The organism is Corynebacterium sp. DNF00584, assembly GCF_001552965.1.
GTDB classification, from domain to species: domain Bacteria; phylum Actinomycetota; class Actinomycetes; order Mycobacteriales; family Mycobacteriaceae; genus Corynebacterium; species Corynebacterium phoceense.
On sequence record NZ_KQ959754.1, the window covers coordinates 55,939 to 76,030 of the forward strand.

A 20,092-nucleotide genomic window follows, 5' to 3' on the forward strand; every position below is an offset into this window, starting at 1 on the left:
CCATGCGTATTCATTCCATCGAATTGAACAACGTCCGCGGCGTGCGCCACCTGCGAGCCGACAATTTTCCGGATACCGGCGTCATCGTTATTCATGGCGGCAACGAGGCGGGTAAGTCGACCATCCTCGACGCGCTCGGCATCGCGCTTTTGGAGCGTGCCGGGTCCACGGCGAAAACAGCGCGCGATAAGACGCTGTCCGATCGCGGTGTCATGTGGCTCAAACCCGTGGACGTGGACGAGGCACCCGAGGTCACCGTGTCCATGAGCATTGGCCCTTATGACTTCAAGCTGTATAAGCGCTTTATCAAAGGCTCGAAGACGGAGCTGGAGATTACCTCGCCGAAGCACGAGAGCCTCACCGGTCCGGATGCTCAGGCACGACTCGACGAGATTATCGCTGAACATCTCGACAAGGCTCTGCTGGCGACGCTCTTCCTGCGCCAAGACCAGCTTGATGAGGGCATCGCCGCAGCTGGCGTGCCGTCGCTGACTGCGGCGCTGGAGCGCGAGACCGGCACGGACGCCGAGACCTCATTCGGTGACGACACTGACCTCATGCGCCGCGTCTCGGACGAGTTTCGCCGTTACTACACGGAGAAGGGGCGCGCCTCCGGTGAACTGAACAAGGCGGAGAAGAACCACGAGGCCTGCGTTGCCGAGGCCGCGCAGAAGCAGAAGAAGGTTGATGAACTTGCAGGCTTCGTGGACAGTCACGCTCGCGCGAATGACAAGCTCGAGCGCGCGCGTGAGGATCTGCCTGAGGCACGCTCCGTTCTGGAGGAGCGCGAAGCATCCGCGGCGAAGGCGACGCAGATGGCTGCCGCCGTGGAACAACAGCGCCAAGGCGTGGAACGCGCACGTCTCGACTCTGAGCGCGCAGACCAGGACCTCGCGCGCCGGGAAGAGCTGCGCAGCAACCTGGAGGAGTACGAAACTCAACTGAAGACGGCCGTTGAGGCCGTCGCTGCCGCAGAGACCGCCGCCAGGGAAGAAGAAGAGACCGTCGAGGAGCTCACCGCGGCGCTCACTAAGGCGAAGGCTGTGCGTGATGAAGCACGCACGGCCCGCGATGCTGCCCGTGTCGCTGCTGAACACGCCCAGGACCGTCAACGCCTGGCCCAGCTGCGCGAGCGCGTGAGCGAACTCGATGGCCTCGACGCGGCGGTGAAGGACGCCCGCGAGGTCGCCGCTGCGCGGGGTCGTGTCATCACGGATGCTGACGTCACGCGTGCTGAAAAGGCCTCCAACGAGGTCGAGCTTGCTGCCTCCCTGCGTGAGCAGGCGGCGGCCAAGCTGATTCTGCGTTCGGGCAAGGACTCGAGCGTTACCGTTGACGGCGAGGAGCGTGCGCTGCCCGCTGATGAGGATGTGACTGTCGCGCTCGATAACGGCACCGTGCTGGATATTGCTGGCATTTCTGCTCGCTTCGATGCAGGTGCTGCAGCGAGCGGGGACGCGCGTGCGCGTGAAGACAAGGCACGTGCCGCGCTCGCCGATATTCTGCAGGAGCTCGAGTGCGTAGACGTGGATGAGGTCCGCGCGACCCGTGACGCACACCGCGAAGTGGGGGAGCACCTCTCCCGGGCCGAGGCCGACTTGCGCTCTGCGCTGCGTGGCGAGGAGCTCGGCGACTTGCGTGCACAGCTGGGCGCCCTGGAGGCACAGCTCGAGGTTGCGGCTGCTGGTGTCAAAGACACTGCGGAAGAACTCAGCGTCGCCGAAGCAGAAGAAGCCCGCAAGGAAACACACGACGCATTTGAGACCGCTGACGCCGAGGTCGACAAGGCCGCGGCCCGCCTTGAACCGCTGCAACGCCGCCAGGCGCAGGCGGAACTTATCGCGGTGCAACAGAACGAAAAGGCAGTCCGCGAAAACGTTGAGCGTGCGCAGAAAGCCGTGGCTGCAGCCGCAGAGGCCGGCAGCGTCAAGGATCTGCAGGCGGCGGCGGAGGCCGCGAAGACGGCGCTGAGTGAACTGGAGGAACAGCTGGAGACGGTTGAGCGCGAGCTTGCAGACAACGACCCGACGCTGGCACAGAAGCTGGTGGTGGGCGCACAGACGCGCGTCGAGACTCTGGAGAACACCATCAGCACCGCCGAGAAGGAGATGCTCAGGATGGAGTCTTATATCTCGGCAGCCTCCGGCGCGGCAGAAGAACTTGAGCTTGCCCTTGCTGCTGAAGAGCTGGCGCAGCAAAAGCTCGCGGCCGTGCAGCGTCGCGCTGCTGCCGCGCGTCGTCTCTACGAAGTGCTCCAGGAGCACCAGACGGCCGCACGCCAGCGGTACGCGGCACCGTTTGCTGACCGCCTGGGACAGCTCGCGCGTTCCCTTTTCGGCGGCGACATCACATTCGACCTGGATGAGGAACTGCGCATTGCCAGCCGCACACGCGGCGGCGTCACGGTCGACCTCGACGCGTTGTCCGGTGGTGCGAAAGAGCAGCTGGGCATTCTCACGCGTCTGGCTATCGCCGACATGGTGGGCGATGACGCGGAGGGTGGGGGAGAGTCGAATGCTGGTGTGCCTGTCATCATTGACGACGCATTGGGTTCCACGGACTCGCAGCGCCTAGAACTCATGTCCACCATCTTCGCGGATGCCGGGCGTCACAGCCAGGTCATTGTGCTCACGTGTATGCCTGAGCGTTATGAGTGGATCCCTGGTCGCGTCGAGTTCGACATCGAAGATTTGAAACGTGTTCCACTTGCGGGTCGGTAATTCTTTGACGCCCCACCCTGGCATGCACGGCCGGCAGGGTGGGGCGAATGGTTGAATAGCACAACGAAACCTTAGATAGTCCTTAGTGAACAACTGTTTACGGTGTCACTATTGTACTCCGCGGCGACTTCATTAATTACGTTGTTATGATATGTTTTCTGAATTTAAGGTAAAAACTCGTTATATGAATCCGCTAAAGTCGCAGGTAGACCACAAAAGAAACTCATTTATTGGTTTGTTAAAGTGCGTTGAAGTGCTACCCTTGTTGAGGTGACTACAGAACCTCGATGGCTTAACGCGGAAGAGCAGGAGCTCTGGCGCGATATTCTCGGCACCATTCGTAAAATCAACCGCGGCATGGATGAGGCGCTCATGGCGCGTGGCGATCTCTCCGTGTCGGAGTTCTCTGTTCTTGTTTCGCTGTCTGAGGCTCCCGAGCAGCAGCTGCGTCTGCGCGAGCTGTGCGCGGATCTGGACTGGGACCGCTCCCGCACCTCGCACCAGGTCACGCGCATGGAGCGTCGCGGTCTCGTGCAGAAGATGAAGTCCGTGGGTGACGCTCGCGGTGTCGTTGTGCGCATCACCGACGCTGGCCTGGAACGCCTTGAGGCGGCTGCCCCGGATCACGTTGAGTCCGTGCGCCAGCTGGTCTTTGACCCAATGGACATGGCTGACGTCGAGGTGTTGAAGAAGTACTTCGCCGCAGTGGTGGACCATCCGGTGGACTTCTCCTCCGGCGTTCACGTGCCGGCCCAGGGCGAAGCTTAAGTTACCGCGCGACATTGGCAAGTAGGAGCGTTCTGTAGCGCCCTGATACCCCGCGGCACCGTTTTAAAGAATAGGTAACGCGAGGTCTTCTTTTGTCTGTGTGCCATAGAATGGCGGACATGATGGGTCAAGAATTATTTGAGCACCCCCTGCGCCAGTACGCGGAGTACGGCGTGACAGAGTTGCGCGAGGAGTCGCCGCGGCTCGGGGATCCGGCGTCTTTTGAAGATGATACGGCTACCGAGGAGCAGCTCGACCTCATGGAGGAGGTCTTCGCGCGCCACGCGGAGGACGCCGTGACCTTCGACGAAGAATCTGGGCTGTGGATTGTCGGTCCCGAGGAAGATATTGAGCGCATGTTCGCGGACCGTGAGGCGTTCCTTGACGCGCTGGAAGCGGGCGAAGATCCGGGCGTGTAGGCGCTCGAACTTTCTGTCTACCCCGTAAGGGGGTTGTTAGCACTAGGTAACCGTATGGTAACGAAATATCTCCGGATCGATAGGGAGATATGGGGCGCCACCTGCTACTCTAATAAGGGTTATTAAGAGACCAGAACGTCATCGAAGTGCCGTTGCGGCCTTCCTGGTCTTAAAGGATGAACGAAAGGAATGACGACATGAGCACTCGTCTGGAAACCGAAAAGCAAGAAGCTGCCGCCCGCGAAGCTGACAACGGCATCGCGAAGGAATTCCTTTTTGCCATCCCGATGTTCATCCTCTCGGCCATCGTGTGGATGGCCGCTCTCATGGGTATGCACTACATTGAGATGGGTTCCCTCTTCTAATTAACCTTGAGCTTTAGCGCGTCGGCTCCGGCACTTGCCGGGGCCGTTCGTTGTCTTGGCGCACTTCTCTTTCGTCCCTGAACCCCTACATGACACAGCTGCATAGCGAGCAGCGTTGAGCGGTTGCTCGCTGGCCGCGTGATAGTGGCGAGGGGCCGAACGTTGAGACGTGCAAACAAAATCCCGTTGGCCAACATTTCTGCTGGTCAACGGGATTTTTATTGTGCCCCCGACAGGGATCGAACCTGCGACCTTCGGTACCGGAAACCGATGCTCTAATCCGCTGAGCTACGGAGGCATGTGCTGTGCGCAGCACCGCCGGGCACTGCGCACGCAACGAGGAATAGTCTAACTCACGCCCTTCCCGGATCAGGAATTGCCCCGGGGGTGGCGTGGTGGTTGGACTGAGCGGAAGTCCTAGTGCAGGCCCGGTGCCGAGGTAGCGGCGGTATGACCGGTGCGCAGGTAGTCCACCACGATGTCATCCACGGCCTTGTTGCCGAGAGCAAAGTGGCCGTGGCCCGGACCGTTGACGGTGACCTGGTGGGCGCCCATGGCGTCACGGATTTCGCCTTGGTAGCGGTACGGCGTCTGCGGGTCGCGGGTGCCGGAGAGCATGAGCGGGCGGGTCGCCAGGTGTGCGCCGCTGAGCTTGACCGGGGTGGCTACCGGGCCGCGGCCGCTGCAGGCGGTGCCAGAGCCCCACAGCGCCGGAAAAACGTCATTGAAGTCGCCCGTCACGAAGTTGGACCAGACGAGCAGCGGCAGCTGCGTGGGGTCGCCAGGAACGGTGTTCTCGTTGCACATGATGAGCGCCTGCATATTTTGCGCTTGCATGGTCGCGTCCACCAATTTCTGTTGGTCCTGCTCGCTGAGGCCGTCGATACCTTCCGCGGCCATGTCGCGCTGTCCTGCGAGGTGTTCGGCGAACTTCTCCCACGTCTCGGGGCGCGGGCCGACCTCGCGTGTGATCGCGAAGGTCGTAGACGTCACGGGCACGGAATTGGGATGCGTCACCTTGTCTGCAAGGAAATTGGCGTTGGCGCGCAGCGCGCCCGTGGCCGTCATGAGATCGGCGCCGGGCTGGCCCACGACCTCAAGACCGGGCGGTAGGTCGCCAATCTTCGCGTTCGGCGGGAGCGTGGTGGGGCGCACGCCGGATTCGCGCTGGATGCGAGCAGCCCAGCGCTCGTAGACCGCCAGAGGTGTCGTGCCGAGGTGGAAGCGTGCGTCGTTGGCCGCGATGTACGCGAAGAGATCGTGGTAGGCGCCCTCATAGCCAGCACGCTGTGCGGGCAGGAGGCCGTTCCACGTGAGGCTCGTTCCCATGGCGGAGTCGAGCACGACGCGGTCCGTGTGCTGCGGGAAGAGCGTGGCATACGTCGAGCCCAGGAACGTGCCGTAGCTGAGGCCTGCGATGGAGATGCGGTCCTCGCCCAGGGCCTTGCGCACTTCCTCCCAGTCACGCGCGGTATTTTCCGTGGTGAGCGAGTTCGTGTAGCCCGGCGTACCCTTCTCACAGGCGTCACGCACTAGCTTGCCGTAGGCAAGGAAAACGTCAGCTTCGCTGCCTCCTGCTTCCTCACAGCGCACTGGCGTGGAGCCGGGCAGGCCGCGGGGCTGGACGCCGATGACGTCCCACTCGTCGCGCACGGCCTGTGGCCACGCAATTGCGTCATTGCCAGCCCACCCGTAGGCGTCGCCGCCCGGGCCGCCCGGGTTGGTAAAGAGCGCACCACGGCGTGCAGAAGGATTGGCCGCGGGCACCTTGACGAAGCCGACGGAAATCGTGCCGCGATCTGGGTGACCGTAATACGTGGGGACCGTGACACGGCCACACTGCGCGCGGTCGATAGTGACCTCAGCGGGGCAGTCTTCCCACGCGATGGCTGGCCGATTCTCAGCCTGGGGTTGAGCCTGTGCGGCAGGTTGAGCGACCATGCTCGGGGAAAGCAGCGTCGCGGCTGCCGCCAGAGTGGCGAGCAGGCCGCGGAGAGGACGGGGACTAGTAGACACACAACTCCTTGCAAGACGGACCGTTCCCGCCGCGGGCGTTGTGGTGGCCCGGGAGACGGGACGACAGAGACTATTGGAACTACTTTTTACTGTAACAAAGCTGGCTACATGGCGCAGCTGACCCGTGCCGTGCGGGGCGCCGCGCGACAGCACAACGCCCCGCCGGCGGCATCGGAAAGATGCGCGAGCGGGGCGTGGTGACCCGTGGCGGGTCGCGGAGGCGTTTTACTTCACGAGCAGCACGATGAGGTCACGCGGGCCGTGGACGCCCTCCACGCGGGAGAGCTCGATGTCCGAGGTGGCCGACGGGCCGGAAATCCACGTGGCTGGGTAATCCGGGTTGATACGGGAGACCATCTCCGGCACGCCGTAGACAACCTGGTCCGGGCGCACGATGACGAGGTGGCGGTCCGGCACGAGCGAGAGAGCACGGCGGCCGCAGAGCGGGCCTGCCTCGAGCACGATGGTGCCGGTCTGCGCGGAAGAGACGTGGGACTCGGTGACGACGGCATCGACGTCGTTGAGCTCACGCGGGTCGGATTCGCGGGAGTCCGGAGTAGCGTGGCCGCCCGCGGCATTGAAGGCCTCGAGCAGGGAAGCGTCCATGCCCTCGGCGTAGCGCACGTCGGAGCAGCCGCGCTGCTGGAGGATCTCTGCGATCTTCTGCGGCAGCTCAGACTCGGCGGCCTCGTGCACGTCCGCCTTGTAGTCTACGAGGCGGTCGATGAGCATCTCATGCAGCTCCTGCGCGTTGAGCGTGCCCTTGGTCTGGTACTCGCGGGGGATCTCTACGTGGTCGGGGAGACCTGCCTGCTTCTGGGCGGTGCGGATGCGCTGCAGGATCTCAGTCTTGGCGTCCATTACTTGTCTTCGCCTTTCTGGGGAGCGTTCGAGAGGGCATTGGTGGGCAGGCCCTCGGCACGCGCCTGGGCGAGCAGGTCCTTGGCGTCCTCGGTTTCAAACCATTGACGGAAGGACTTCTTTGGCGGCACCGCGGTGTCGCGGCCTGCGGACCAGCCGGATAGGAACAGCGGCAGGGATTCCATGACGCCGTTGAAGCCGCCGAGCACGCGGCCCAGAGCGACGACGCGGGTAACTTTGTCCCACAGCTGCGGGTGGTTCCAGAGCAGGCCCACGGCGCCGAAGAGCTTGGGCTCGATGGGCGGGGCGGCGTGCTCAACCTTCTGGTGGCGGTTTTCGAGGATGACCTCGGTGAGCGGAATCTTCACCGGACAGACTTCGTCACAACGACCACACAGCGAGCAAGCGTACGGCAGGGAGGCCGACGGATCGTGGTGGTCCTTGATGCCGGTGAGCTGCGGGGTAAGCGAGATGCCGATGGGGCCCGGGTAGACGGAGCCGTAGGCGTGGCCGCCGGCGCGCTCGTAGACCGGGCAGACGTTGAGGCACGCGGAGCAGCGGATGCACTTGAGGGCCTGGTGGCCGATGGGGCTCGACAGGGCGGCGGTACGGCCGTTGTCGAGGAGCACGATGTGGAAGTTTTTCGGGCCGTCGCCTTCCGTCACACCCGCCCACATGGAGGTGTAGGGGTTCATGCGCTCTGCCGTAGACGAACGCGGCAGCAGCTGGAGGAAGACCTCGAGATCCTGGAACTTCGGCACGAGCTTCTCAATACCCATGACGGTGATGAGGGTCTCCGGAAGGGTGAGGCACATGCGGCCGTTGCCCTCGGACTCCACGATGTTGATGGTGCCGGTCTCCGCCACACCGAAGTTAGCGCCGGAGATGGCGACCTTCGCCTTCATGAACTGCTCGCGCAGGAAGAGACGGGAGGCCTCGGCCAGCTCGGACGGCTCGGCCTTGAGTTCGTCCGTGGTGTTCGGCATCTTGTTGACGAAGATATCGCGAATCTCGGCGCGGTTGCGGTGGATGGCCGGAACCAGAATGTGCGACGGCTTGTCGTCACCCAGCTGGACGATGAGCTCGGCGAGGTCGGTCTCCTGGGCGTGGATGCCCTCGGCTTCGAGGTGCTCGTTTAGACCGATTTCCTGGGTCGCCATGGACTTGATCTTCACGACATCCTGGACGTCCTCGGCGCGGATGAGGGAGGTGATGATCTCATTGGCTTCCTTGTTATCGCGTGCCCAGTGGACGTGGCCACCGCGCTTGGTGACCTGCTCCTCAAACTGGAGGAGGAGTTCCGGCATGCGAGCTGCGACGTCTTCCTTGAGGGCGGAGCCAGCGTCGCGCAGCTGCTGCCAGTCCGGGGTCTCATCGACCGCGTGCTGGCGCTTGTTACGAATGGTGGTGGTGGCGTGCTGGAGGTTGCGGCGCTGCGTGGCGTTGTTGAGGCCATCGTGCGCGGCAGGGACGAAGCCGCGGTCACCGCGGAGGTTGCCCACGCCCTCAGGGGAGCGCGGCGGAGTGGTGTCGAGGAACGTGGTCATTAGAGCATCTTCTCCTTGGAGTAGGCGGCCGACTTCGGGGTCCACGGGTGCTCCTTGGTGGACGCCAGAATTTCCGCCATGTGGACGGCGCGGATGCCGGAGCGCTGACGGGACAGGGTACCGGCGATGTTCATGAGGCAGGAAGAGTCGCCGCCGGTGACGTATTCAGCCTCCGTCTCCTTGATGTGGCGAGCCTTGTCGAAGGACATGGACTGGGAGACCTCGGGGTTCTTCAGCGAGAAGGTACCGCCGAAGCCACAGCACTCTTCCGCGTTCTGCAGCGGGACGAGGTCGATGCCTTCGACCTGCTCGAGCAGCTGGTACGGGCGGTCGCCCAGTTTGAGGAAGCGTAGGCCGTGGCAGGAGGAGTGGTACGTCACGCGGTGCGGGAAGAAGGCACCGACGTTGGTGACACCTGCGATGTCCACGAGGAACTCCGGGAGGTCATACGTCTTGCCCGCGGCCTTCTTCGCGCCGTCCACGTCCGCGGCGGTGCCGTGGCGGTCTGCGAGCTGCACGTGCTTCTCACGTACGGCGCCCACGCAGGAGCCGGAGGCGGCGACGACGTAGTCGATGGACGGGTCTGCGAAGGCATCCGCGTAAGAGCGGATCATGCCCAGCGACTCCTTCTGGTAACCGGTGTTGAAGTGCATCTGGCCGCAGCAGGTCTGTTCCTCCGGGAAGACAACCTCGTGGCCGAGGCGCGAGAGGATGAGGGCCGTGGCCTTGTGAGCATCTGGGAACAGGGCGTCGCCGATGCACGTGGAAAACAGTGCAATACGCATGTATGCGCTCCTTTGGGTTCCAGCAGTACTGCCTGTTGTCTCGATGAGGGCTGAAGCCAGCATTTTCCACGGAAACGGACACTGACCGCTGGGTTGTACGTGTTATGGGGTTATGTATGAAATAGTACCGCGCATGGTGTGTAAATTCGACGCAAAAATAGGCTTCTAGCTGCGCTTATTCCGCAACATTAGTGTTGCGGAATTCGCTACCTGCGCGCCCGCTATTAAAAGACGGGCCGGGAAGCCGGATTTCCGAACGGGCGTGAGGATTTCATCACAAGAAAACGGGGGTAATTCGGGAGGGCAATCCATAGTATGGTCGTCTTGGAACCGCCAAGAACGCACAAAGCCCGCCCGCGCTGGCTGAAGGAAAGCCAGTGTGGGCGGGGCGTGCGGAAAGTGCTTTTAGGGAACCAGGAAGCCGAGCGCGTTCGTCATGAGGAAGACAATAACGCAGACCACCACGAGGAAGAGCGCGGAGTAGCCCACGACGGCCTTGAGGATCTTGGACTCCTGGCCTTCCATTTGGACGGCGGTCGCGGCAATGGCGAGCGACTGCGGGGAGATCATCTTGCCCACGACGCCGCCGGCGGTATTCGAGGCGAGCATGAGGTCCGGGTTCACGCCAATATTGTTGGCGGCGGTGACCTGGAGGTTGGCGAAGAGGGCGTTGGCGGAGGTATCTGAGCCTGTCACGGCGGTACCGATCCAACCGAGGACAGGGGAGAAGAGGGCGAAGATGCCGCCGGCCGAGGCCACGAACTCGCCAATCGCGATGGTCTGGCCCGAGTAGTTCATGGTGTAGGCGAGCGCTAGGACCAGGATGATGGTGAGGGCCGACCATTTCATGCGGTTGGCCACGTCGCCAAACTTCGTGACGGGGTCCGAAGCCTTGAGCGTGTAGCGGCCGTTTTCGTTGAAGAACATGTAAATGACCGCCACGATGATGCCAGCAATAAGTAGCAGCGAGCCCGGGTTGCCAAAGACGTTGAAGCTAAACGCGGTGTCCATGGGCTTGCCGTCCGTGGCGAGCACGGTGCCATCGAGCAGCGGCCAGGCGAACTTCACCTTGAGGAAGCCGAAGAGAGCCGGTACGGCGGTGGCCAGGCCGAAGACGGCGGTGACGACGGCATAGGGAAGCAAGGCCATCCAGATGCGGGAGCCGGTGAGGTCCGTGGAGGTCTCCTGCGCCGGCAGACCCATGCGCTCACGCAGGGCGTCGACGTTCTTGGGCTTCCACACGCGCAGGAATGCAAACGCACAGCCGAGCGAGACGATGCAGGCGATGACGTTGGTGAGCTGGTAGGCAAAGAAATTCGCCGCGAGCCACTGCGCGATGGCGAAGGAGATGCCCACGACGCCGGCGGCCGGAGCAGCTTCCTTCACGCCGCGCCAGCCATCAAGGATGAAGAGAATGAAGAACGGCACGGCGGCTGCGATGAGGAAGACGATGGAGGAGATGAGGCCTGCGATGTCCGCGGTCTGTTCGACGGTGCGGCCGCCCACCTCACCGGCGGTGGTGACGGGAATGCCCACGGCGCCGAAGGCCACCGGAGCGGTGTTTGCGATGAGCACGACGGTGGCGGCCTTGAGCGGCTTGACACCGAGCGCCAGAATCATCGTCGCGGTAATAGCGACCGGAGCGCCGAAGCCGGCGAGGGCCTCGAGCAGTCCGCCAAAGCAGAAGGCGATGAGGATGGCTTGGATGCGGATATCGCCGTCGCCGAGAAGGTCGAAGGTCTTGCGCAGATCCTCAAAGCGTCCCGAGGCGACGGTGATCTCGTAGAACCAGATGGCGGTGACGATGACCCAGACGATGGGCAGTAAGCCAAAGAGCCCGCCGCGCACGGCGGAAGAGACGGCCATGCCGAAGGACATGTCGAAGCCGAAGATGGCGATGAGAAGCGCCACGAGCAACGCGACGGCGCCAGAGGTGTGCGCGCGGGCCTTAATACCCAGCAGCATGATGAAGAAGGCGACGAGCGGCAAGATGGACACCAGCGCGGTGAGCGCCGGCGAGCCAGCTATGGCATCTGTCGTGATCTGAAAGGTGTTCATACGAACTCGCTTTCCCTAGGCAGAACAGGACACGGTGGCCCTGCTCGATCGATAAAGAGGATGGGTTGGTCTTTCTTAGACTAAACCGGGGTTAGCGATTTATTCCACATTTGTCGGTTCTATGACATCTACCTCACGCCAGACGGGGGCAGCTGCGTGCAACCTGCCGCGGTCCAGCAGGGACTAATGGTGCCCCGGCCGTGCATGACCTATAGAATTTGTCCCTATGAATCCTGCAGATCTTTCCGTGCTCATTCGCGACACCGCCGCGACCGTCATGGCCGCGCACGATCTGGACGCCTCCGTCCTGCCCGAGTCCGTGACCGTCGAGCGCCCCCGCAACCCGGAACACGGCGACTACGCCACCAACCTCGCCCTTCAGGTCGCTAAGAAGGCCGGCGCCAACCCGCGCGAGCTTGCTACCTGGCTTGCCGATGCCCTCTCGGCCGACGCCGCCATCGACTCCGCCGAGGTCGCCGGTCCCGGCTTCCTTAATATCCGCTTGGCCGCCGCCGCGCAGGGCGCCATCGTTGCTCAAGTCCGCGAGGCTGGCGCTGCGTTCGGCTCCAACGAGGAATACGCGGGCAAGAAGATAAACCTCGAGTTCGTCTCCGCGAACCCTACCGGCCCCATCCACCTGGGCGGCACCCGCTGGGCCGCCGTGGGCGACTCCCTCGGCCGCGTGCTCGAGGCCTCCGGCGCCGCCGTGACCCGCGAGTACTACTTCAACGATCACGGCCGCCAGATCGACCGCTTCTCTAACTCCCTCGTTGCCGCCGCAAAGGGTGAGCCGACCCCGGAGGATGGCTACGGCGGAGACTATATCCAGGAGATCGCGGCCAAGGTCATGGAGCAGGTTCCGGACGCCCTGGAGGGCACCGAGGACGAGATCCGCGAGAAGTTCCGCGCCTCGGGCGTGGAGATGATGTTCGCGCACATCAAGGACTCCCTCCACGAGTTCGGCGTCGACTTTGACGTCTACTTCCATGAGAACTCCCTCTTCGAGTCTGGCGCGGTGGAGAAGGCCGTCGCTCACTTGAAGGACAATGGCAAGCTCTACTTCGAGGACGGCGCCTGGTGGCTGAAATCCACCGACTACGGCGACGACAAGGACCGCGTGGTTATCAAATCCGACGGCGACGCCGCCTACATCGCGGGCGATATCGCCTACGTCGCGGATAAGTTTGACCGCGGCCACGACCTCGCCATCTACATGCTCGGCGCGGACCACCACGGCTACATCGCGCGCCTGCGCGCGGCCGCCGCGGCCATGGGCTACGACCCGAACCAGGTCGAGGTCCTCATTGGCCAGATGGTCAACCTGCTGCGCGATGGTGTCGCCGTGAAGATGTCCAAGCGCGCCGGCACCGTCATTACCCTCGATGACTTGGTCGAGGCCATCGGCGTCGACGGCGCTCGCTACTCGCTGGTGCGTTCCTCCGTCGACTCTTCGCTCGATATCGACCTGGGGCTGTGGACCTCGCAGTCCTCGGACAACCCGGTCTACTACGTGCAGTATGGCCACGCTCGTATCTGCTCCATCCTGCGCAAGGCGTCTGAGATCGGCGTGTCCGCAGAGGGCGCGGACCTCGCGCTGCTCACGCACGACAAGGAGGGTGACCTCATCCGTACCCTCGGCGAGTTCCCGGAGGTCGTTAAGGCCGCCGCGAACTTCCGCGAGCCGCACCGCATCGCGCGTTACGCTGAGGAGCTGGCCAGCGTCTTCCACCGTTTCTACGACCAGTGCCAGGTCCTGCCCAAGGCTGGCGAGGAAGCCGAGCCGATCCACTCCGCGCGCCTCGCGCTGGCCGATGCCGCCCGTCAGGTCCTCGCCAACGCCCTTACCATGGTGGGCGTGTCCACGCCGGAGAAGATGTAAGTGAGCACGACGGACTTCAACACGCTGCCGGCGCACGTGTGGCCGCGCAACGCCCGCCGCGAGGAGGACGGCGTCGTCACCATTGCCGGCGTCCCGCTGCCGGAGCTCGCCGAGCAGTTCGGCACGCCGCTCTACGTCTTCGACGAAGACGACTTCCGTGCGCGCTGCCGAGAGATGGCGGACGCCTTCGGAGGCCCGGACCACATCCACTACGCGTCCAAGGCGTTTATCACCAAGCGCGTGGTCAATTGGGTCAACGAGGAAGGCCTGTGCCTTGACGTCGCTTCGCTCAACGAGTGCAAGATCGCGCTCGCCGCGAACTTCCCGCCGTCGCGCATGACCGCGCACGGCAATAACAAGGAAAAGGAGTACCTCGAGCTCTGCGTCGACAACGGCGTGGCTCACGTCGTGCTGGACAACGAGGGCGAGCTGGCGCAGCTCAACGAGATTGCCGCCGCGGCGGGTCGCGTCCAGAACGTCATGATCCGCGTGAAGCCCGGTGTCGACGCCCACACGCACGAGTTCATCGCCACCTCGCACGAGGACCAGAAGTTCGGAATCTCGCTCGCTACCGGCGCCGCCTTCGACGCAGCCCGCGCGTGCCTCGAGGCCTCCAACCTCAACCTCGTGGGCTTGCACTGCCATGTCGGCTCGTCCGTCTTCAACGCGGAGGGCTTCAAGCTTGCCGCCGAGCGCGTGCTCGCGCTCTACAAGCGTATCCACACCGAGCTCGGCGTCGCCTTGCCCGAGCTCGATCTCGGCGGCGGCTTTGGCATTCCCTACATGGAATACGAGCAAGCCCTCGATGTCGCGTCGCTCGCCGCGGATCTGCTGGCCGCCGTAGACCGCACGGCCCAGGAGCTCGGCATCGCCGCACCCTTCGTCCTCGTCGAGCCCGGCCGCTCCCTCGTGGGCGCGTCTGCGGTCACGCTCTACCGCATCGGTACCGTCAAGGACGTGGAAACCGGCAAGGCCGAGCTGCCCATCCGCCGCTATCTGTCCGTTGACGGCGGCATGTCGGACAATATCCGTCCGGCTCTCTACGGCTCCGAGTACGACGTACGTCTCGTCGGCCGCGAGACCGAGGCCACGTCCGTCGACTCCCGCGTCGTGGGCTTCCACTGCGAGTCCGGCGATATTCTCATCGACGAGCGCACGCTCCCCGGCGACATCACGACGGGCGACCTCGTCGCTTTTGCTACGACGGGCGCGTACCAGTACATGATGTCCTCGCGTTACAACGGTGCGCTGCGTCCAGCCATCGTGTCCGTGCGCAATGGCGATGCCAGCCTCATGCTGCGCCGCGAAACCGTCGCGGATCTGCTCGCTCTCGAGGCCGACTAAAGCCCACCGCACGCAATATTTATTCACGCCCCGCAGCCTGGAATTCCCAGTTCAGCGGGGCGTCGGACGTTTTCTCCTACTGATGTGCCGCCCATCGGCGGGGGACTAGTGCGCGAGTAGACCGAGGGGTCTGTATTATGAGCGGAAGCAATTATTACACCCACTATTTTCAAGGGGACACCTCATGGCGAATAACCAGGCAGCAACCACCTATGGCCACGGCAAGGGTATCGGCGCGACCGTCGGCATCGCGCTGTTGGGTATGGGTACCGTTGGTGCCGAGGTGTTCCGACTCATCAACGAAAATGCCAACGACTTTGAGCAGCGCATCGGCGGCCCCGTCGCCGTTCGCGGCATCGCTGTCTCGGACACCTCCAAGGAGCGCCCGGGCGTTCCTGCGGAGCTGCTCACCACGGATGCTCATGCGCTCATCAACCGCGACGACGTCGACGTCGTCGTCGAGGTCATCGGTGGCATCGACTACCCGCGCGAGCTCGTCCTCGCTGCGCTCAGGGCCGGCAAGTCTGTCGTGACCGCCAACAAGGCGCTCGTAGCCGCGCACGCGGATGAGCTCGCCGCCGCCGCTAACGCCGCAGGCGTCGACCTCTTCTTCGAGGCCGCCGTCGCCGCCGCCATCCCGGTCGTGGGCATGCTGCGCCGCTCGCTGGCGGGCGACAAGATCCAGCGCATCTCCGGCATCGTCAACGGCACCACGAACTTCATCCTCGACGCGATGGAGACCACCGGCGCCTCCTACGAGGACGCGCTCGCCGAAGCCACCCGGCTGGGCTACGCTGAGGCAGACCCCACCGCCGACGTCGAGGGGCATGACGCCGCCTCCAAGGCAGCCATCCTCGCCTCCCTCGGCTTCTACACGCGCGTGACATTCGACGACGTCCACTGCGAGGGCATCTCCAAGATCACCGCCGAGGACATCGAAGCCGCCGACCGGGCTGGCTACTCCATCAAGCTCCTCGCTATCTGCGAGCGTCTCACCGCTGCGGACGGCACCGAGTCCGTCAACGCCCGCGTCCACCCGACCCTCGTGCCGAAGGACCACCCGCTGGCGTCGGTCAACAAGTCCTACAACGCGATCTTCGTCGAGGCCGAGGCCGCAGGCTCCCTCATGTTCTACGGCAACGGTGCGGGCGGTAACCCGACCGCCTCGGCCGTCCTCGGTGACCTCGTCGGTGCCTCGCGTAACAAGGTCCACGGCGGCCGCGCTCCGGAGGACAACACCTACGCGCACCTGCCCATCGCCAGCTTTGGCGAGGTTGAGACTCGCTACCACATCGACATGGAGGTCGCGGACCGCACCGGCGTGCTCGCAGCTATCTCCAACGTCTTCGCCGAGTTCGGCGTCTCGCTGCGTACCGTGCGCCAGGAGGACCGCGGCGAGACCGCCCGCCTCATCGTCGTCACGCATGCTGCGCGCGAATCTGTCCTCGCGGACATTGTCGAGCACCTCTCTGGCCTTGACGACGTCCACGCGGTCAACTCCGTGATCCGCCTCGACAACTAGTCCGCTCGACTAAGGTAATTCTTCATGAGCATTGACATTGAAGTCGGCACGACCGCCACGGTGAAGGTTCCGGCCTCCTCGGCGAACCTGGGCCCCGGTTACGACACACTCGGCATTGCGCTGAGCCTCTACGACACCGTTGAGGTCGAGGTCACCGCCTCCGGCCTCGAGGTGGAGATCTTCGGCGAGGGCGCGGACGAGCTCCCGCACGATGGCTCCCACCTGGTGGTCAAGGCCATCCGTGCGGCGCTCACCGCCGCGGACGCGCACGCCCCGGGCCTGCGCGTGGTCTGCCATAACACCATCCCGCAGTCGCGGGGGCTTGGCTCCTCGGCTTCCGCCGCCGTCGCGGGCGTCGCCGCTGGCAACGGCCTGGCGGGCTCACCGCTCACCAATGAGCAGCTGGTGCAGCTTTCTGCGGCTTTCGAGGGTCATCCGGATAACTCGTCTGCGTCTGTCCTTGGCCAGGCCGTCGTCTCGTGGACCACCGTCCCCGTCGACGGCCGCACCGCGCCGGAGTACAAGGCCGCAACCCTTGACGTTCACCCGGACATCAAGGTCACTGCGCTCATCCCGGACTTCCACGCGTCGACGCAGGCTGTGCGCCGCGTGCTGCCGTCGCACGTCACGCATTCCGATGCCGCGTTCAACGTGTCGCGTACCGCCGTCCAGGTCGCAGCGCTTCAGCACTACCCGGAGCTGCTCTGGGAAGGCACGCGCGACCGCCTGCACCAGCCGTACCGTTCGGACGTCCTGCCGGTGACCGCAGAGTGGGTCAACCGCCTGCGCAACCGCGGTTACGCCGCGTACCTCTCCGGCGCGGGCCCGACCTGTGCGGTCCTGCACACTGAGCCTATCGATGCCGCCATTCTCGACGACGCCCGCGCCGCTGGCCTGCGCGTCCTCGAGCTCGAGGTCGCAGGCCCCGTCGAGGTCACCGTCTCCCGGGCCTAGACACCGGACAGAGACGCACGACAAAAGCTCCCCTTGCCAACGGCAAGGGGAGCTGTCGTCGTGGGGCGCGAGCCGCAGCACGCCGCTCGGGCTTTAGTCTTACGCTGCGCTGCCTGCAGTCGTCATCGCAGGCTCAGCAGCGGCGGGCTCAGCCGCCTCAACGCGCTCGATGTGAACCTGGCAGATGCGGTTTCCGGACTTCGGAATGAGCTTGAGGTGCAGGCGTCCCTTGAGGTCGCGGCGCGAGAGCTCGTCGAGGTAGCCGTCGTGGACTGCACACACGAAGGGAGAGGGCTGGACGCCCGCCGCGACGAACGGGCAGGCATGCAGCTCCATCGCGGAGACGCCGGTGGAATTAAGTTCCTGGGCGTCGATGGTGGGATCGAAGCCCATGTCGCGCATCTTGCGGTAGAGCGGGGAGAGCGGATCGTCACCGTCGCGCCCGCAGTCTGTCATGGTCTGTGCCCACCGGCGGCCAATCTCGCGGGCCTGCTCGGACTGGAAATCGTCAAGGCTGTCTTTGTCCGCGAGCATCTCCGCCATGAGGCTGATGAGCGCGACGTATTCCTCGGCGATGGAGCGGTTGTCCGGAATGCGCACCTGGAAGATGAGCGACGGTCGTCCGCGGCCTTTGGCGGGCGCGGTAATCACACGCACGGCACCAGCGGCGACGAGTTCGTCGAGGTGGCCGCGGGCGGTGTTGACATGCATGTCGAGCTCGTCTGCGATCTCCGCGGCGCGTGCGCCTTGCGGGAAATCTTGCAGCGTGGTGAGAACTTCGCGCTGCTTAGGAGACAGGCGCAGGGCCTCGGGAAAGAGCTCAGTGGATGAGCGCGGCGTAGAAGGCATACTCACATCCTTGATGACAAGCGCTTGAACAGAGCGCGAAAACGTTCACTCGAAGAGATAACAGCTTTGAGATTACTCCGCGTAGAGCGGCGTACCCATTCTTCTGCGATGTTGTAATAAACATCACGAACCCCGTAAATATTACACCACCCCGAAAGTAAGGCTACGACGCTGCAGCGTAGACCTTGAGCTCTGAGGCCGGAATATGGCAGCGCACGCTCATGCCCGGAGTGAGGGCATCCGCGGTGGCAGCATCGATGGGCACGTCCACGACGCCCGCGCCGAGGTCGACGCTCGCCGTCGCATCCGCCAGTGTCGTCGCCGTGACCGCGATGACCTTGCCCGCCAGGCCGTCGTCTGAGTCCACGATGTTGGCCGCCGTCGGTCGGAACGTGGCCAACGCGGCGGCGCCTTCCGGCAGGCCATCGGTGTCGACGCGCAGTCGCGTGCCAGCGCACACGACCTCGTCGGTGCTGGTGACCGTCACATGGAGCATCCCGAGTCCCGCCAGTCCCGCGACGAACGGCGTGGGCGGCGTGCGCAGCAGCGTGTCCGTGGGGCCCGCGGTGACAACCTGGCCGCCCTCGAGTACGGCCGCGAAGGAGGAGAGTCCCGCGACGTCGAGCGCGTTGTGAGTGACCATGAGTGTCGTACGGTCGTGCGCGGTGGCATGGAGAAAGCGGCGCCACCGCGCGGCTGAGGCGACGTCCACGGCGGCGAGTGGCTCGTCAAGGATGAGCACCGCCGGACGCGCAGCGAGCGCGCGGACCAGGGCGACCTGCGCGGCCTGGCCGCCGGAGAGCGTGGGCACGCGGGCGTCGGCGACATCGGCGAGTCCGGCGGCATCGAGCATCTGTGCTGCCTTCTCGCGGCCGACGACCATAGCGACGGCTCCCAACGCCGTCGTCGTGGGCGGCAGGCCCGGCCGCTGCGTGAGCATGACCACGCGTCCGCCGCCAGCGTCCACTGTGACGTCCGCGCGCACGCGGCCGGCGATGATATTCATGAGCGTCGTCTTACCGGCGCCGTTTTCGCCGATGATGGCGGAGATCGTGCCGGCCGGGAAGACCGTCGTGTGGTCGCCGTGGGACACCGTGACCGCGGCCGCTGAGTCCGGTGCGGTGAGCTCGCGCAGGCGCGCGGAATCGAGACACCCCAGCTCGCGGGCGCGCTGGCGCGGAGTCTTGCGGACCAGCGTCGGCAGGCCAGCCACCGCGAGCGAGACGATGGCGAGCGCGATGAGGATGGCTGAGAGCACGTAGGCGTTTTCGGTGCTTACTTCGCGCTCGAGGTAGATGCCCAGCGGCATCGTGCGCGTAATTCCAGGCATGGAACCGGCGAAGGTGATCGTCGTACCGAACTCACCCAGGGACCGTGCGAAGGCGAGCGCGGCGCCCGTGAGGATGGCTGGGGCCGTCATGGGTGCGGTGATTTTGCCCAGAATCTGCCACTGCGTGAGCCCAATGCCGCGCGCCGAGGCGAGGATCTCCCCGTCGATTTGGCGCAGTGCCGTGTCGACGGCGACCACAACGAAAGGCAGCGCGACAAAGATATGCGCCAACACGACGCCGGAGAAGTCGAAGGCGAATTGGATGCCGAGGGCGTCGAGTATCGGGGCGAGCAGTCCGCGGCGCCCGAAAGCTGCGGTCAACGCGAGGCCTGCGACGACCGGAGGCATGGCCAGTGGCACGTAGACAAGCAGGCGTACGATGGATGCGCCGCGGCGCAGGTTGTGCAGCCACACGGCCAGCCCCACACCGAGTGCTACCGCGATGACTGTTGCTTGTGCGGCTGCCGCGAGCGTGATGATGAGCATCTCGCGGGTCTCGGCACGCGCGGCAATCTCGACGAAGCGTCCCCACGGCACGCGCAGGCCCAAGGCGATGATGGGCCCTACGATATACGCCACTGCCGCGATACCCAGCACGGTGAAGACGACCGGTGTCGCTACTGGAGCGCGGCGCAGGCGAAGCGGGGATTCGAGGTCAGTGGCGTTCATGTAAAC

The 20,092-nt window shown here is 64.4% G+C and carries 15 protein-coding genes and 1 tRNA gene; 8 read left to right on the forward strand and 8 right to left on the reverse strand.

Annotation, left to right across the window (positions count from 1 at the left end; genetic code table 11):
- Positions 1–2 precede the first annotated feature (2 nt).
- The 4 genes from HMPREF0307_RS07590 to HMPREF0307_RS12960 all read left to right on the forward strand — a co-directional run bounded on the left by HMPREF0307_RS07590 (position 3) and on the right by HMPREF0307_RS12960 (position 4,272).
- Positions 3–2,720, forward strand: a complete 2,718-nt coding sequence (locus HMPREF0307_RS07590; protein WP_066490737.1) for an AAA family ATPase — start codon at positions 3–5, stop codon at positions 2,718–2,720.
- Positions 2,721–2,990: 270 nt separating this feature from the next.
- A complete protein-coding gene (locus HMPREF0307_RS07595) occupies positions 2,991–3,488 on the forward strand; it encodes a MarR family winged helix-turn-helix transcriptional regulator (protein WP_066490745.1) in 498 nt (165 codons plus the stop codon).
- A gap of 119 nt (positions 3,489–3,607) precedes the next feature.
- A complete protein-coding gene (locus HMPREF0307_RS07600; protein WP_066490747.1) occupies positions 3,608–3,907 on the forward strand; it encodes a molecular chaperone GrpE in 300 nt (99 codons plus the stop codon).
- A gap of 197 nt (positions 3,908–4,104) precedes the next feature.
- Positions 4,105–4,272: a hypothetical protein gene (locus tag HMPREF0307_RS12960; RefSeq protein WP_154666904.1), complete on the forward strand. Its 168-nt coding sequence runs from the start codon at positions 4,105–4,107 to the stop codon at positions 4,270–4,272.
- A gap of 224 nt (positions 4,273–4,496) precedes the next feature.
- Here the strand turns inward: HMPREF0307_RS12960 and HMPREF0307_RS07605 are convergent.
- The 6 genes from HMPREF0307_RS07605 to HMPREF0307_RS07630 form a co-directional block, all read right to left on the reverse strand.
- Positions 4,497–4,570: transfer RNA gene (locus tag HMPREF0307_RS07605), tRNA-Arg, on the reverse strand.
- A gap of 119 nt (positions 4,571–4,689) precedes the next feature.
- Complete coding sequence (locus tag HMPREF0307_RS07610; RefSeq protein ID WP_066490750.1) at positions 4,690–6,288, reverse strand: alpha/beta hydrolase; 1,599 nt, start codon at positions 6,286–6,288, stop codon at positions 4,690–4,692.
- 225 nt (positions 6,289–6,513) lie between these two features.
- Entirely contained in the window at positions 6,514–7,149 is a 636-nt protein-coding gene (locus tag HMPREF0307_RS07615; RefSeq protein ID WP_066490752.1) for a LutC/YkgG family protein, read from the reverse strand.
- Positions 7,149–8,696 (reverse strand): LutB/LldF family L-lactate oxidation iron-sulfur protein, encoded by a 1,548-nt coding sequence (locus HMPREF0307_RS07620; protein WP_066490754.1) that lies wholly within the window; start codon positions 8,694–8,696, stop codon positions 7,149–7,151. Before HMPREF0307_RS07620 ends, HMPREF0307_RS07615 begins: the two co-directional genes overlap by 1 nt.
- On the reverse strand, positions 8,696–9,481 hold the full coding sequence (locus tag HMPREF0307_RS07625) for a (Fe-S)-binding protein (protein ID WP_066490756.1): 786 nt from the start codon (positions 9,479–9,481) through the stop codon (positions 8,696–8,698). Before HMPREF0307_RS07625 ends, HMPREF0307_RS07620 begins: the two co-directional genes overlap by 1 nt.
- A 405-nt stretch (positions 9,482–9,886) precedes the next feature.
- The gene (locus HMPREF0307_RS07630; RefSeq protein ID WP_066490769.1) at positions 9,887–11,539 is read right to left on the reverse strand and encodes an L-lactate permease; all 1,653 of its coding nucleotides are present in this window, start codon (positions 11,537–11,539) and stop codon (positions 9,887–9,889) included.
- 226 nt (positions 11,540–11,765) lie between these two features.
- Here HMPREF0307_RS07630 and argS point away from each other — a divergent pair, with 226 nt between their 5' ends.
- From argS to thrB, 4 genes are all read left to right on the forward strand, one after another.
- Positions 11,766–13,418: an arginine--tRNA ligase gene (argS, locus tag HMPREF0307_RS07635; RefSeq protein WP_066490772.1), complete on the forward strand. Its 1,653-nt coding sequence runs from the start codon at positions 11,766–11,768 to the stop codon at positions 13,416–13,418.
- Positions 13,419–14,762 (forward strand): diaminopimelate decarboxylase, encoded by a 1,344-nt coding sequence (lysA, locus tag HMPREF0307_RS07640; protein WP_066490773.1) that lies wholly within the window; start codon positions 13,419–13,421, stop codon positions 14,760–14,762. It abuts the gene before it with no gap.
- Positions 14,763–14,946: 184 nt separating this feature from the next.
- Complete coding sequence (locus HMPREF0307_RS07645) at positions 14,947–16,284, forward strand: homoserine dehydrogenase (protein ID WP_066490774.1); 1,338 nt, start codon at positions 14,947–14,949, stop codon at positions 16,282–16,284.
- A gap of 24 nt (positions 16,285–16,308) precedes the next feature.
- Entirely contained in the window at positions 16,309–17,238 is a 930-nt protein-coding gene (gene thrB / locus HMPREF0307_RS07650; RefSeq protein WP_066490776.1) for a homoserine kinase, read from the forward strand.
- Between the two features lie 99 nt (positions 17,239–17,337).
- Here thrB and HMPREF0307_RS07655 read toward each other — a convergent pair whose 3' ends face one another.
- Together HMPREF0307_RS07655 and HMPREF0307_RS07660 are read right to left on the reverse strand one after the other, a co-directional pair.
- Positions 17,338–18,087 carry a helix-turn-helix transcriptional regulator gene (locus HMPREF0307_RS07655; protein WP_068801654.1) on the reverse strand — a complete coding sequence of 250 codons (750 nt, stop codon included), beginning with the start codon at positions 18,085–18,087 and terminating at the stop codon, positions 17,338–17,340.
- A gap of 163 nt (positions 18,088–18,250) precedes the next feature.
- Positions 18,251–20,086, reverse strand: coding sequence for an ATP-binding cassette domain-containing protein (locus HMPREF0307_RS07660; RefSeq protein ID WP_066490778.1), 1,836 nt, complete (start codon positions 20,084–20,086; stop codon positions 18,251–18,253).
- Positions 20,087–20,092 lie beyond the last annotated feature (6 nt).

What these genes read in the sequence shown, in the direction of transcription:
- HMPREF0307_RS07620 (WP_066490754.1), bottom strand. Translation starts at nt 8,696, where the DNA reads ATGACCACGTTCCTCGACACCACTCCGCCGCGCTCCCCTGAGGGCGTG.
- thrB (WP_066490776.1), top strand. Translation starts at nt 16,309, where the DNA reads ATGAGCATTGACATTGAAGTCGGCACGACCGCCACGGTGAAGGTTCCG.
- HMPREF0307_RS07600 (WP_066490747.1), top strand. Translation starts at nt 3,608, where the DNA reads ATGATGGGTCAAGAATTATTTGAGCACCCCCTGCGCCAGTACGCGGAG.
- HMPREF0307_RS12960 (WP_154666904.1), top strand. Translation starts at nt 4,105, where the DNA reads ATGAGCACTCGTCTGGAAACCGAAAAGCAAGAAGCTGCCGCCCGCGAA.
- HMPREF0307_RS07660 (WP_066490778.1), bottom strand. Translation starts at nt 20,086, where the DNA reads ATGAACGCCACTGACCTCGAATCCCCGCTTCGCCTGCGCCGCGCTCCA.
- HMPREF0307_RS07590 (WP_066490737.1), top strand. Translation starts at nt 3, where the DNA reads ATGCGTATTCATTCCATCGAATTGAACAACGTCCGCGGCGTGCGCCAC.
- HMPREF0307_RS07615 (WP_066490752.1), bottom strand. Translation starts at nt 7,149, where the DNA reads ATGGACGCCAAGACTGAGATCCTGCAGCGCATCCGCACCGCCCAGAAG.
- HMPREF0307_RS07645 (WP_066490774.1), top strand. Translation starts at nt 14,947, where the DNA reads ATGGCGAATAACCAGGCAGCAACCACCTATGGCCACGGCAAGGGTATC.
- HMPREF0307_RS07625 (WP_066490756.1), bottom strand. Translation starts at nt 9,481, where the DNA reads ATGCGTATTGCACTGTTTTCCACGTGCATCGGCGACGCCCTGTTCCCA.
- HMPREF0307_RS07630 (WP_066490769.1), bottom strand. Translation starts at nt 11,539, where the DNA reads ATGAACACCTTTCAGATCACGACAGATGCCATAGCTGGCTCGCCGGCG.
- HMPREF0307_RS07655 (WP_068801654.1), bottom strand. Translation starts at nt 18,087, where the DNA reads ATGCCTTCTACGCCGCGCTCATCCACTGAGCTCTTTCCCGAGGCCCTG.
- argS (WP_066490772.1), top strand. Translation starts at nt 11,766, where the DNA reads ATGAATCCTGCAGATCTTTCCGTGCTCATTCGCGACACCGCCGCGACC.